Below are 14018 nucleotides of genomic sequence, written 5' to 3' on the forward strand. Positions count from 1 at the left end.
CGATGACCTTCCTCGCTGAAGCCGCTGAGCACGCCTCCGGGGTGCCCGCGTTCGTCTTCCCGATGTGCGGCGCGCTGTTCTTCACCTTCCTCGGGTTCGTGACCTGGAGCTTCCGCGACGTCGCGTACCGTCACTCGCACAAGTTCGAGGCCACCCGCCACCACGAGACGGGTGTCGACGAGTTCGGTCACACCAAGCTCTGACACGCCGCTCGATGCTGGAGAGCACGGGGCGCCCGCGCATCGGCGTGATGGGCGGCACGTTCGACCCGATCCACCACGGGCACCTCGTGGCGGCATCGGAGGTCGCCCGTGCGTTCGACCTGGACGAGGTCGTCTTCGTCCCGACCGGTCAGCCGTACATGAAGTCGGACGTCACCGACGCTGAGCACCGGTACCTGATGACGGTCATCGCGACCGCGTCGAACCCGATGTTCACGGTCAGCCGGGTCGACATCGACCGTCCGGGGCCGACGTACACGGTCGACACGCTCCGCGACCTCCACGACCAGCGACCGGATGCGCAGCTCGTCTTCATCTCGGGCGCGGACGCCGTCCAGCAGATCCTCGACTGGAAGGATCATGATGGCCTCTGGGACCTCGCGCACTTCGTCGCGGTCACCCGTCCGGGCCACGATCTGAGCATCACCGGACTGCCCGAACGCGACGTGAGCTTGCTCGAAGTCCCAGCACTGGCGATATCCTCGACAGATTGCCGCGACCGGGTCAGGCGCGGCCACCCCGTGTGGTACTTGGTCCCAGACGGGGTCGTCCAGTACATCTCCAAGCACCACCTGTATCGGAGCGTTGCATGAGTTCGTCCGACGCGCAGCCGCCTCTCTCGCGGCGTGAGGCGCGCGAGCGGGAGCGTGCCGCAGCAGCGGGCGGGCAGCCCGTCACCCCGCCACCGACCGTCGCGGCACCGTCCGACCAGCCCGAGTCACGTCGGCGGCCGGGATCGCACGTCGCGCCCGCACCGAGCGGCCCGGCGCGGTCGGCCGTCCGTCCCACCTCGGGGAGCTCCGACCCGGCGTCACAGCACGGCCCGGTCTTCCCCCTCGCACCGGCACCGGCCTCGGCGACCGAGATCGTGCCGGGGACCGGCGGTCTCACCCGCCGTCAGCTCCGGCTGATGCGCGAGGCCGAGGGACAGGCCGTGCAGCCCGTGCCGCTGCAGGCACCGACCCCGCAGTCGTCCGACCGCACCGTGCAGGACGTCATCGGGTCGGTCGACCACCTCGAGCACGACACCGAGCGTCCGCGTCCGGCCTCGGTCGACACGGCGGCGTCGGCGCGTTCTGCTCAGGTCCCGCTCGCCGCCACGCCGGTGATCGAGGCGTCCGCTGCCGCCGGTGCCCCCGGTGACGCTGCCCCCGCCGCCCGTGACGCGTCCGCCGACGACACCGCCGCCGACGACGCCCCCGAGCAGGAACCGGCCGAGGCCGACGTGCTCGACCCCGCGGCCATGGCCCAGGCGACCGAGGCCGACGGGTCCCCGGACGCGATCGAACCGCTGAGCGAGGCCGCTGCGCACGCCGAGGAGCCCCGACGTCACCGGACGACCTGGGCCCCGCCGGAGAACGACGACACGGGTGCCGACGACACGGGTGCCGACGACGCCGAGGGCCCCGATGCGGACGCCGACGCTGCCCAGGAGCCGGCACCGGCGCCGACGGCGTCGACGCCGGTCGTGTTCCCGCTGTCGCTCGACGACGACACGAACGAGGTCCCGGTCCAGCGTCCGACGCCCGCGACCGCCCGACGGTCCGACGACGGCACCAGCAGCCGGGGTGACGGTGCGAGCATCGGAGGCGAGTCGGACACCGATGCGCCGCGCGTCCCCGCGGCGTTCCGGCGGAGCCCCGAGCCGAAGCCGGTGACCACGGCCTTCGAGCCGCCGGCCGGCCACTGGACCCAGCAGGCCAGGGACACCGACGACGCCGAGGTGCACGACGTGACGGGCACCCGCCGCGTCGCCGTCCAGGACACCAACTCGATCGTGCTGCCGAACTCCGCGCTGGCGGACCCCACCGGTGCGTTGAACGCCACCGGTGAGGTCATCCTGACCGGGTCGATCGACCTGCCGGCCTCGCTGTCGTCCACCGGTTCGCACCGTCCCATCGACGGGGCCGAGGTCGACCGTCTGCTCGAGCAGCACGACGAGCAGCCGGAGACCGACGCGAGCCCCGTCCGAGCGAGCCGCGCGATCTCGAGCCACACGTCGACCCGGCAGGTCGTGCTCGCCGCCGCGAAGCCGAAGGAGTCCCGGACGCCGGTCATCCTCGGTGTCACCGTCGGGGCCGTCGGCCTCGCTGCGGCGGGCGTCATCATCGTCGCCCTGCTCACCACCCACTTCGGCGGCTGACCGCCCGCCGGACCCCTCGTCGAACGTCACCCCGTCGCCCGACCCGGCCCACCGGCCTGGTCGCTGTCGGCGGGGTGGCCTATGATCAGGACCCACCACACGGACCCGCAGAGCGCGGTGCCGACGACCGGAAGGACTCCGTGACCGCCTCCTCACGCGCACTGGAACTCGTGCAGATCGCCGCCCAGGCGGCCGACGCGAAGCAGGCCGAAGACCTCGTCGCCCTCGACGTGACCGGGCCGTTACAGCTCACCGACGTGTTCCTGCTCGCGACCGGCCGGAACGAGCGCAACGTGCTCGCCATCGCGGACGAGGTCGAGGACCGCCTGATCGCCGCCGGCGCCAAGCCGCTCCGGCGCGAGGGCCGGACCGAGGGCCGCTGGGTCCTCATCGACTTCGGCGACATCGTGGTGCACGTCTTCCACGAGGAAGACCGCCAGTACTACTCGCTCGAGCGCCTCTGGTCGGACTGCCCGACGATCCCGCTCGAGCTGCCCGTCGACCACACCGCGTAGGCGCGACGCGCCCGGGTGACGGAGTCGATTTCGTCACCCGGCGTTCGCGTGGTGTACGCTTCCATGGTGCCGCCGGGAACGGTGAGCACAGCGAAGAAGTGAGCATGGGTCTGTGGCGCAGCTGGTAGCGCACCTGCATGGCATGCAGGGGGTCAGGGGTTCGAGTCCCCTCAGATCCACCCAGACACGAAGCCCCCGCCGGACATCCGGCGGGGGTTTCGTCGTTCCGAGGGGCTGGCAGTCGGCAGCTGCCAGCTGCGAGCTGGCAGTCAGCAGCCGGCCCGCCGGCGTCCGTCCGGGCCTCCCGGTCCCACTACGCTGTTGCGCATGAGCAACGACGCGCCCCTGGCCGGAGCCCCGCTGTCCGGATCCGCCCTGACGATCACCGCCGGCGGGTACACCGCCGAGATCGCCTCGGTCGGTGCGTCACTCCGGACCCTCCGGGCCGACGGACGCGACCTGGTCGTGCCGTTCTCCGCCGACGAGGTCCGTCCGGCCTTCCGCGGCGCCGTCCTCGCGCCGTGGCCGAACCGGGTCGTCGACGGCCGCTACTCGTTCGGCGGGCAGGACCACGAGCTCGCGCTGACCGAGCCGAAGCGGCACCACGCGCTGCACGGGCTCGTCGCGTGGACCGACTTCCGCACCGTGGCCCACGAGCCCGACCGTGCCGTGCTCGCCACGACGGTCCCGGCGCAGGAGGGGTACCCGTACCGTGTCGAGGTGCTCGTCGAGTACCGCGTCGATGCCGACGGCCTGCACACGACCGTCACCGGCACCAACACCGGTGGGGACGCGGCTCCGTGGGGGACCGGCCCGCACCCGTACCTCGTCGCCGGCGAGGGCCGTGTCGACGACTGGACCCTGACCCTGCCCGCCGCCGAGGTGCTCGAGGTCACCGAGGACCGTCTCGTGCCGACCGGTCTGGCCCCCGTGCACGACGAGTTCGACCTGCGGACGGCGACCCCGATCGGCGAGCGGTTCATCGACCACGCGTTCACCGGCTTCGACCGCGACGCCGAGGGACTGGCGACGATCGCGCTCACCGCGGCGGACGGCCACGGCGTCCGGGTGTCCTTCGGGCCGGAGTGCGGCTGGGCGCAGGTGCACACCGCCGACCACGTCGTGCCGGAGTACCACCGCGTCGGCCTCGCGGTCGAGCCGATGACGTGCGCACCGGACGCCTTCAACGCGGGCGAGGAGGCCGGGCTCGTCGTGCTGGCTCCCGGCGCCGCGCACGCCGCCTCGTGGACGATCGCCGCGGTCTGACCCGAGCGCGGGTCCTCGCGCGTCGGCTCGACGTCGCGCCGGACCTCGGTGCGCTGGCGGCCGCCACCACGTCCGACGTCGTCTGGCTCGACTCCGGGCTGCCGGAGGGTGCTCCGGAGGCCGCTCGCGGACGCGCCCGGTGGTCGCTCCTCGCCCACACGGACGGGCCGTTCGCGACGCGGTTCCGGCACGAGGACCGACGCGCGGTGCTCGACGTCCCGCCCGCGGCACGGCGGTGGTTCGGGACGTCCCGGTCCGAGGACCGTCCGGCGTTCGCCGTGCTCGACGACCTGCTGACGCGGACACCGCTGCTCGACGCGCCGGTGCCCGGCTGCGGCTTCGCGCTCGGTTGGGTCGGGTTCCTCGGGTACGAGCTCGGCCGGGAGTCCGGTGGGCCCGACCGCACCGCGGCGCACGCGGACGCCGACCTGCGCTTCGCGGACCGGGCGCTCGTCGTGCACGCCGACGGTCGCGCCTGGGCGCTCGCCCTGGTGGCCGACGACGAACCGACGGCCAGTGCGGCGAACCGTGCGTGGCTGGCGGGGCCGCACACGGGACGGCCGCCGGCCGACGTGCCGGACGGTGCTCCGGGCCTCCAGACCGTCGCCGACGGACGCGTGTCCCGCGACGCGTACGAGGCCGCGGTCGAGGCGTGCCGCGCCGAGATCCGCGAGGGGAACGCGTTCCAGGTGTGCCTCACGACCGCCTTCGCGGTCGGCGCGTCCGGACGGGAGGCCCCGCTCCCGCCCGCCACCGACCCGCACCTGGTCGAGTACCTGCGACTGCGCCGTGCGGACCCCGTCCCGTTCGGCGCCTGGCTGCGACTCGGCCCGCTGCGGGTCGCCAGCCGGTCCCCGGAGCGGTTCCTGCAGGTGGACGCCGACGGAACGGTGGTCGCGGAGCCGATCAAGGGCACGCGGCCCCGCGACACGGACCCGGGACGCGACGCCGCGGCGCGCGCGGCGCTCGCGGCGAGCGCGAAGGACCGCGCCGAGAACGTGATGATCGTCGACCTGCTGCGGAACGACCTGCTCCGCACGGCGGTGCCCGGGTCGGTGCACGTGGAGCGGCTCTGCGACGTCGAGACCTACGCGACCGTGCACCAGCTCGTGTCGACGGTCTCGGCCGCGCTGCCGGCAGGGGCGTCCCGTGCGGCCCTCGTGCGCGCTGCGTTCCCGCCCGGATCGATGACGGGGGCGCCGAAGATCAGCGCGATGGCGATCGCCGACCGGCTCGAGGGGGCGCCCAGGGGCGTGTACTCGGGGGTCGTCGGGTACTTCTCGGCGGACGGCTCGATCGACCTGTCGGTGGCCATCCGCACACTGGTGACGGTGCTGGACGACCGAGGTGCGGAACGGTCGCGGACGTTCGGGGCCGGCGGTGCGGTGACGTGGTCCTCGGTCGCATCGGACGAGGCGGACGAGGTCGAGACGAAGACGCGGTCGGTGTTCGGGGCACTGGGGGTCACCGCCACCTGGTGACGCCGGGCGTGTCGAACGGGTGTTCGACCAGGGTGTCCACCGGATGTCGGACCCGGTTGACATCATCGAACACATGTTCGAATATGAGGGCATGCAGACGGCGGCCGCACTCCTGTCGCCCGGGCCCGTGGGGGCGACCGGGCCGGATGCCCCTGCTCGCCCGGATGCCCCTGCTCGCCCCGGCGGCCGGTCGGGGGCGGCCCGCCCGACCCGGCGCGTCGACCACCTGGGGGACGCCCGTGCTGCGCTCGAACGCATCACGGCGCTGCGCTCCCGGGTGTCCGAGATGGAAGCGCCCCGCGTCGACGTCCAGGGGCTCCCCACCGCCGACGCCCTGCAGTCGCTGCTGCCCGGCGGTGCGATCCGGGTCGGGGGCTCCTACGCCGTGCAGGAGTCCGTGCTGCTCGCCATGACCATGCTGCAGGCGGCCTCGTCCGAGGGGGCCTGGTGCGCCGTGGTCGGGGTGCCGTCCTTCGGGGTCGAGGCAGCGGCGGCGATGGGCATCGACCTCGAGCGGCTCGTGCTCGTGCCCGACCCGGGCGACCAGTGGCTCACGGTGACCGCTGCGCTCGCCGACGTGGCGCAGATCGTCCTGACCCGACCGCTCGGCCGGGTCGTGCCCGGCGACGTCTCCCGGCTGTCCGCGCGGTTGCGACAGCGCGGCGGAGCGCTCGTCGCCCTCGGGGCCTGGCCCGGTGCCGACGTCACGCTGCGGGTGAGCGGCTCGGTGTGGACCGGCATCGGCGACGGCCACGGGTACCTGGCGGAGCGACGGGCCACGGTGACGGCGTCCGGTCGCGCGGGGGCCGGGCGTCCCGTCAGCGCCGACCTGCTGCTGCCGGCGGCGGACGGTGCGGTGCGACCCGCCGCACCCCTCGTCGCCCGGGCCGGTGGGACGGACACGGGCGCTCCGGGCAGCGTCGGCAGCGCAGTCGCCGACGGCGCAGGGGTGTCGCGGGTGCTCCGCCCGGTCGCGGTGGCCTCGTGAGCCCGCGGGGACGGGCCCGTGCCGCCTCGCCGCGCGGCACGACCCGGGGGACCGCCGGCGCCGGGGTGCCGGGGCGGGGAGCCGTGCGTGCCGACGCCCTGGCGCGTGGCGGGGCCCTGCCGGAACCGCCGCCCGCGCGCACCATCGTGCTCTGGTGCCCGGACTGGCCGGTGATCGCGGCCGCCCGGGCTGCGGGGTCACCGCCCGAGCACCCCTTCGCGCTGGTGGCCAAGGGGCTGGTGTTCGCCAGCTCGGCCAGTGCACGGCAGCAGGGGGTGGTCCGTGGCCTCCGCGTGCGCGAGGCCCAGGCCCGCTGCCCGGAACTCGTGGTCGAGCCGTACGACGACGCGCTTGACCACCGTGCGTTCGAACCCGTCATCCGTGCGATCGAGGCGGCGGTCCCCGGGGTCGAGGTCCTGCGTCCCGGCACGATCGCCCTGCGCTCCCGGGGGCCGGCGCGCTACTACGGCGGCGAGCGGGCGGCTGCGGCGACGCTGGCCGGCATCGCCGCCGACCACGGTGCCCCGGGTGTGCGCGCCGGGGTGGCGGACACCCCGTTCGCGGCGGAGCAGGCGGCGCGGGCGCGTCCGGTGCGTCCGGGGGAGCGGGTGCGCATCGTGCCGGTGGGCGGTTCGGCCGCGTTCCTGGCGGACCTGCCGCTCGGGGTGCTCGGCGACCCCGACCTGGCGATGGTGCTCGGGCGGCTCGGCATCGCCACGCTCGGCGACTTCGCCGCGCTCGGCGACGAGCAGGTCCGCGACCGGTTCGGTGTCGCCGGGGCCTTCCTGCACCGGCTGGCGGGCGGCCGCGACCCGCGCGAGGTCGCCGCGCGGACGGTCCCGCCGGAGCTCCGGGTCGAGGCGTCCTTCGAACCACCGCTCGACCGCGCCGACCAGGTGGCGTTCGCCTTCCGTCGATCGGCCGACGACTTCGCCGCACGGCTGCGCGCGGCGGGACTCGTCGCGACCACGATCCGGGTGGGCATCGTCGACGAACGCGACCTGCTGCTCGAACGGACCTGGGTGCACCCGCGCTGGTTCGACGCCGCCGACGTGGTCGACCGCGTGCGCTGGCAGCTCGCCGGCGGCGTGGACCCCTCCGGGCTCGAGGCGCCCGTGGTCCAGGTGGTGCTCGAGCCGGTCGCGGTCGACGACGCGTCGAACCACGAGCGCGGGCTCTGGGGGACCGGGCCCGACGAGCGGGTGCACCACGCCCTCGCCCGGGTGCAGGGGCTCGTGGGGCACGAGGGCGTGGTCACCCCGCGGGTCGGCGGGGGCCGCACGCTGGCCGAGCGGGTCGTGCTCGTGCCCTGGGGTGACGCCCCGGTGGGTGGCGAGCGGGCGCTGGCGACCGTCCGCGACCGACCGTGGCCGGGCAGGCTCCCGGGCCCGCCGCCCGCGACCGTGCTCGAGCGACCTCGTCCGGTGGACGTCGTGGCGGCGGGCGGCGACACCGTCGACGTCGACGACCGTGGCGCGCTGACCGGGGTGCCGGAACGGTTCCGGGCCGAGGGCGAGCGCGGCGGCCGGTTCGCGTCCGTGACCGCGTGGGCGGGGCCGTGGCCGCTCGTGGTGCGCTGGTGGGAGGCCGGCGGGCGGCGACTGCACCGGCTGCAGCTCGTCGACGACGACGGTCGGGCCTGGTACCTGGTGCTCGCCGACCACCGGTGGTGGGCCGAGGCGGTCGCGACGTGAAGGAGACCTGATGGGCTACAGCAACCCACCGATCCCGTGGTCGCAGTTCGAGCGCGCCCTGTCGGACGGGCGACCGGACAGCGCGCACGCCGGCGACGGCGGGGACAGCCCGGCGTGGTCGCGCAAGCGGTCCCGGTACGTCCCGCCGACACCCACGGCCGACGACGACGCCCCGGTCGTGCCGTACGCCGAGCTGCACGCGCACTCGACCTTCAGCTTCCTCGACGGTGCCAGCGGTCCGGAGCACCTGGTCGAGGAAGCTGCGCGGCTGCACCTGCACGGCCTGGCGCTGACCGACCACGACGGGTTCTACGGTGCTGCCCGGATGGCCGAGGTGGCCGAGGCGTACCCGACCGTGACGACCGTGTACGGCACCGAGCTGTCCCTCGGCCTGACCGAACCGCAGAACGGCGTCCCCGACCCGGAGGGCACGCACCTGCTGCTCCTCGCCGACGGGCAGGACGGCTACCACCGGCTCGCGGCGGCCGTCACGCGGGCGAACCTGGCCGCCGGCGCCGAGAAGGGGCGGCCGCAGTACGACCTCGACGAGCTCGCGGCGCAGGCCGACGGGCACTGGCGGGTCCTCACGGGGTGTCGGAAGGGCACCGTCCGCCAGGCCCTCGAGCGCGGGGGCGAGTCGGCGGCGGACGAAGCCCTGCGGGCACTGCTCGACCGGTTCGGCACGGCCGGGGTGGTCGTCGAGCTGACCGACCACGGCGAACCGCTCGACACCGCCAGGAACGACGTCCTCGCGACGCTCGCGGCACGGCACGGACTGCCCGTCGTGGCGACCGGGAACGTGCACTACGCGACCCCGGACCGCTTCCCGGTGGCGACCGCGCTGGCGGCCGTGCGGGCTCGGCGCAGCCTCGACGAGATCGACGGCTGGCTCCCGGCAGCCCCGACCGCCCACCTGCGGTCCGGCGCCGAGATGGCCAGGCGCTTCGCCCGCTGGCCCGGGGCGGTCGAGACGAGCGTCGACCTGGCCGACGAGCTCGGCTTCCGCCTGCGGACCGCCAAGCCCGGGCTGCCGGACGTCGAGGTCCCCGAGGGGCACACCACGATGTCGTGGCTGCGCGAGCTCACCTGGCAGGGCGCCCGACGGTTCTACCCGGGCAGCGCCGACGGTGTCGACCCGGAGAAGCGCGAACGCATCGAGCGGGAGCTGTCCGTCATCGCGGACAAGGACTTCCCGGGGTACTTCCTGATCGTGCGGGACATGGTGCAGTACGCCCGACAGCGCGGCATCTTGTGCCAGGGACGTGGCTCGGCAGCGAACTCGGCCGTCTGCTACCTGCTCGAGATCACCGCGGTCGACTCGATCCGGTACGGGCTGCCGTTCGAGCGGTTCCTGTCGGCGATGCGCGACGAGGAGCCCGACATCGACGTCGACTTCGACTCGGACCGTCGCGAAGAGGTGATCCAGTACGTCTACGAGAAGTACGGTCGGTTCAACGCGGCACAGGTCGCGAACGTCATCACCTACCGGCCGAAGGGCGCCGTGCGGGACATGGCGAAGGCGCTCGGGCACAGCCCCGGGCAGCAGGACGCCTGGTCGAAGCAGGTCGAGCGGTGGGGGTCGGTCACCGAGAGCCAGGACCACGACATCCCGGACACCGTGGTCGACATGGCCCAGCAGGTGCTCGGCTTCCCGCGGCACCTCGGCATCCACTCCGGGGGCATGGTGCTCACCGACCGGCCCGTGGGCGAGGTCGTGCCGATCGAGCACGCCCGGATGGACGGCCGCACCGTACTGCAGTGGGACAAGGACGACTGCGCCTACATGGGGCTCGTGAAGTTCGACATGCTCGGGCTCGGGATGCTCGCGGCGCTGCAGTACTCGTTCGACCTGGCCGACGAGCACTGCGGGGAGCGCTGGGACATGCACTCGATCCCGAAGGAGGAACAGGGCGTCTACGACCAGCTCTGCCGGGCGGACACGATCGGGGTGTTCCAGGTGGAGTCCCGCGCGCAGATGGGCACCCTCCCGCGGCTGCTGCCCCGACGGTTCTACGACCTGGTGATCGAGGTCGCGCTGGTTCGCCCGGGGCCGATCCAGGGCGGCGCCGTGCACCCGTACATCCGGCGCCGGACGGGCGAGGAGCCGATCACGTACATCCACCCGTCGCTCGAGCCGGTGCTCGAGCGGACGCTCGGGGTGCCGCTGTTCCAGGAACAGCTGATGCAGATGGCCATCGCGGTCGGCGGCTGCTCGGGGGACGACGCGGACCTGCTCCGGCGGGCGATGGGGTCGAAGCGCGGCCTCGAGAAGATCGAGCGGTTGCGCGAGAAGCTCTACGCGGGGATGGCGGCGAACGACATCCACGGTGCGGACGCCGACGCGATCTACGCCAAGATCCAGGCGTTCGCGAACTTCGGGTTCGCGGAGAGCCACTCGATCAGCTTCGCGCTCATCGTCTACGCGAGCGCCTGGATGCGGCTGCACTACCCGGGAGCGTTCCTGGCGGCGCTGCTCCGGGCGCAGCCGATGGGGTTCTACTCGCCGCAGACCCTCGTCGCCGACGCCCGGCGGCACGGGGTGCGGGTGCTGCGACCGGACGTCCTGTGCTCGGCGGTCGACGCGTCGCTGGAGCCCCTGCCCGACGGCGAGGGCGGTCCCTCGGGGGCCGACGCGTGCCTGGCCGAGGAACAGCCACCCGTGCTGCCGTTCGACGGCTCGCTGCCCGACGACACCGCGGAGCACCGTCGCGACGGCGCCTTCGCCGTCCGCCTGGGACTCGTCGAGGTCGCCTCGCTCGGTCGGCGGAGCGCCGAGGCGATCGTCACGGAGCGCGAGGCGCACGGACCCTTCACCGACATGTCCGACCTCGCCCGCCGGGTCCGGCTGACGACGGCGCAGCTCGAGGCGCTGGCCGCGGCGGACGCCTTCGCCGGGCTCGGCATCGACCGACGCAGCGGCATGTGGTCGGCGGCGCAGGCGGCTGCGGAGCGCCCCGACCAGCTGCCCGACACGCAGGTCACCGTGCAGCCGCCGCTGTTCGGGCAGATGACGAGCGGGGACGTCCTGATCGCGGACATGTGGTCGACGGGCATGTCGACCGACGACCACCCCGTGCACCACGTCCGACCACGACTGCGTGCCCGCGGGGTGCTCAGCGTGCAGGACACCGCGACGGCGGAGACCGGACGGCGGGTCGAGGTGGGCGGCATCGTGACGCACCGGCAGCGTCCGGCGACGGCGTCGGGCATCACGTTCCTGAACGTCGAGGACGAGACCGGGCTGGTGAACGTCATCTGCAGCGTCGGCGTGTGGGGACGGTACCGCCGGGTGGCACGGGAGTCGCCGGCCGTGGTGGTGCGGGGGATCCTGGAGCGGTCGCCGGACGGCGTGGTGAACCTGGTGGCGGACCGGATCGAGCACCTGCCGCTGGCGGTGCGGACCCGGTCGCGGGACTTCCAGTGACCGGTCAGGACCCGGTCTGCTCGCGCACCACGGGGATGCGCACGGTGACCTCGAGGCCACCGGAGCGGACGTTGCGGAGGGCAGCCGTGCCTCCCGACCGTTCCGCGATAGCGCGCACGATCGCGAGCCCGAGGCCCGAGCCGCCCGGCACCGGCACCCCACCCGTCGCCGGGTCCGGGTCGCGGCGCGACGTCCGGGCCTCGTCCGGTCGGGTGAACCGGTCGAACGCGACGGGGATGAACGACTCGGGGACGCCGGGTCCGTCGTCCGTGACCTGCAGGACGCCCTCGTCGCCCTCGACCCGCCACGACACGAAGACGCCGCCGCCGCGGGGGAGCGCCGCGACCGCGTTGCTCGCCGTGTTCGTGACGAGCTGCGCCATGCCGCCAGTGTCGAGGCGGAAGCGCGGTTCCGCGGCTCCGACGGGGTCCGGGGTGCGCTCGAGGTCGAAGTCGACCGTGATGTCCTTCGTCGACGCGATGAGGCGCACCCGGTCGACGGCGGCCATGACCTCGTCGCCCAGGTCGCTCCAGGTGGTGGTCGGCTGCGCACCGTCCTGTTCGCGTTCCTCGGCGTCCTCGATGCGTGACAGCGTGAGCAGGTCGTTCGCGAGCCGCGAGAGCCGGGCGACGCTCCGCTTGGCGCGGTCGATGTGCGCCGCGAGCGCTGCCGCGTCGTCGCCGTCGAGCGAGGCCAGGTCGAGCTGGGTGGTCAGGATCGCGAGGGGGGTCCGCAGCTCGTGGCTGGCGTCCGAGACCATCTGGCGCTCGCGCTCCGTCACCTGGCGGGTGCGGGCGAGGAACGCGTTCAGCGTGGTGGCGAGCGAGGCCAGTTCGTCCTGTGCCGGGCCGACCGGCAGCTCGGCGCGCTCGGGGGCGACGGAGAGTCGTTCGGCTTCGCGGCGCATCCGGTTCACGGGGCGGAGCGCGGCGGTCGCGAGGGCCCAGGACGCGATGCCGAAGGCGATGAGGATCGCGAGACCGGTGAGCGACAGGGTCGTGGTGAGGTCGTCGACCACGATCGCCTCGGCCTGCGAGTTCCGAGCGGCGACGACGGTCCAGCGCCCGGCGGCGTTGACCGGGTGCTCGATCACGACCCGGTACTCCGACCCGGAGACGGTGATGAGCGACGTGCCCGACTCGGTCGACGTCAGGCTGCCGAGTGCCCGTTCGACCCTGGGTGGCATGGTGGACAGCCGGATCTGGCCGGAAGGCGCCACGACGGCGACGAGCTGGGCGTTGCCCGGCGCGGACAGGTCGGGGTCGCTGTCGACCTCGAGCGTCGCCACGTACGGGTCGACGTCGGCGTCGAGCAGGGTCCGCGTGGCACTCGCGACCACGCTGACGACCTGGAAGCGCATGACGAGCACGAGCAGCAGGATCACGACCGCGGCGATGGCCGTCGAGCCGATGGTGATGCGCGCGCGGAGCGAGAGCACCCGGAGCGGCCGGGGCAGCCCGCGTCCGCCGCGCACCGTCCCGGTGGTGGGTGCCGACCCGGTCACGCCCCGAGCAGGTCGAGCCGGTAGCCGCGGCCCCGGACCGTCGCGATGGCGACCGTCGCCTCGTGCGAGGTCAGCTTCTTGCGGAGGTACGAGATGTACTGCTCGACGACGTTCGGGTCGACGTGCTGCGAGCCGTCCCAGACCTCCTCGAGGATCTTCGGGCGGTCGACGACCGTGCCGACCGACCGCGCGAGCAGCCGGAGCAGGGCGAACTCGGTCGGGCTGACGGCGACGCGCTGGCCCTTGATCGAGACCCGTCGGGCCTCGGAGTCGATGGCGACGTCGCCGACCTCGATGACCCGCTGCCCGGCGGCCGACTCGCGGCGACCGAGCGCACGGAGCCGGGCGGTCAGCTCGGCGAAGGCGAAGGGCTTCGTCAGGTAGTCGTCCGCGCCGGCGTCGAGCCCGAAGACCCGGTCGTCGACGGCGTCGCGCGCGGTGACGAGCAGGATGCGCACTGGGTCCTCGCGCTCGCGGATCCGGCGGGCGAGCTCGAAGCCGGACATGCCCGGCATCATGACGTCTACGACTGCGAGGTCGAAGGCCTGCTCGCCGAGGGCGATGAGCGCCTCGACACCGTTCTCGACCGCCGTGACGCGGTACCCCTCTGCCGCGAGCCCACGCTCCATGAGCGCGCGCATCTCGTCGTCGTCCTCGACCACCAACAGGCGCATGATCGACCTCCTCGGCCCCCATCGTGGCAGGGAACGGTCACCAGTGGGCGGTTCCGGGTGGGAAGTCGCTGAATCTCGTCACAGTGACCCCGGTCCGTCGACCGAGCG

The 14018-nt window shown here is 73.9% G+C and carries 11 protein-coding genes and 1 tRNA gene; 10 read left to right on the plus strand and 2 right to left on the minus strand.

What is annotated here, in order from left to right:
• Positions 1-2 precede the first annotated feature (2 nt).
• The 10 genes from ABIC52_RS04690 to ABIC52_RS04735 all read left to right on the plus strand — a co-directional run bounded on the left by ABIC52_RS04690 (position 3) and on the right by ABIC52_RS04735 (position 11732).
• Positions 3-203 carry a hypothetical protein gene (locus ABIC52_RS04690; protein ID WP_058728434.1) on the plus strand — a complete coding sequence of 67 codons (201 nt, stop codon included), beginning with the start codon at positions 3-5 and terminating at the stop codon, positions 201-203.
• Positions 204-214: 11 nt separating this feature from the next.
• Positions 215-814, plus strand: a complete 600-nt coding sequence (gene nadD, locus ABIC52_RS04695) for a nicotinate-nucleotide adenylyltransferase (RefSeq protein WP_126892576.1) — start codon at positions 215-217, stop codon at positions 812-814.
• On the plus strand, positions 811-2364 hold the full coding sequence (locus ABIC52_RS04700) for a hypothetical protein (RefSeq protein WP_354026739.1): 1554 nt from the start codon (positions 811-813) through the stop codon (positions 2362-2364). The genes nadD and ABIC52_RS04700 overlap by 4 nt, the downstream gene beginning before the upstream one ends.
• Positions 2365-2504: 140 nt before the next feature.
• On the plus strand, positions 2505-2879 hold the full coding sequence (rsfS, locus tag ABIC52_RS04705; RefSeq protein ID WP_066653181.1) for a ribosome silencing factor: 375 nt from the start codon (positions 2505-2507) through the stop codon (positions 2877-2879).
• A gap of 106 nt (positions 2880-2985) precedes the next feature.
• Positions 2986-3058, plus strand: a tRNA-Ala gene (locus ABIC52_RS04710).
• Between the two features lie 148 nt (positions 3059-3206).
• Complete coding sequence (locus ABIC52_RS04715; protein ID WP_126892627.1) at positions 3207-4145, plus strand: aldose 1-epimerase family protein; 939 nt, start codon at positions 3207-3209, stop codon at positions 4143-4145.
• Positions 4124-5626 (plus strand): anthranilate synthase component I family protein, encoded by a 1503-nt coding sequence (locus ABIC52_RS04720; protein ID WP_354026740.1) that lies wholly within the window; start codon positions 4124-4126, stop codon positions 5624-5626. Before ABIC52_RS04715 ends, ABIC52_RS04720 begins: the two co-directional genes overlap by 22 nt.
• A 73-nt stretch (positions 5627-5699) precedes the next feature.
• Positions 5700-6614 (plus strand): DnaE2-dependent mutagenesis accessory factor ImuA', encoded by a 915-nt coding sequence (imuA', locus tag ABIC52_RS04725; protein ID WP_354026741.1) that lies wholly within the window; start codon positions 5700-5702, stop codon positions 6612-6614.
• Between the two features lie 83 nt (positions 6615-6697).
• Complete coding sequence (locus tag ABIC52_RS04730) at positions 6698-8308, plus strand: DNA polymerase Y family protein (protein ID WP_354026742.1); 1611 nt, start codon at positions 6698-6700, stop codon at positions 8306-8308.
• A 10-nt stretch (positions 8309-8318) separates the two neighbouring features.
• Complete coding sequence (locus tag ABIC52_RS04735; RefSeq protein WP_354026743.1) at positions 8319-11732, plus strand: error-prone DNA polymerase; 3414 nt, start codon at positions 8319-8321, stop codon at positions 11730-11732.
• 4 nt (positions 11733-11736) lie between these two features.
• Here the strand turns inward: ABIC52_RS04735 and ABIC52_RS04740 are convergent, their stop codons facing one another.
• Both ABIC52_RS04740 and ABIC52_RS04745 read right to left on the minus strand, forming a co-directional pair.
• Entirely contained in the window at positions 11737-13236 is a 1500-nt protein-coding gene (locus ABIC52_RS04740; protein WP_126892552.1) for a sensor histidine kinase, read from the minus strand.
• Positions 13233-13910: a response regulator transcription factor gene (locus tag ABIC52_RS04745; protein WP_066653196.1), complete on the minus strand. Its 678-nt coding sequence runs from the start codon at positions 13908-13910 to the stop codon at positions 13233-13235. The genes ABIC52_RS04740 and ABIC52_RS04745 overlap by 4 nt, the downstream gene beginning before the upstream one ends.
• Positions 13911-14018: the final 108 nt, after the last annotated feature.

The sequence above is a fragment of the Curtobacterium oceanosedimentum genome, assembly GCF_040545555.1.
GTDB lineage: Bacteria > Actinomycetota > Actinomycetes > Actinomycetales > Microbacteriaceae > Curtobacterium.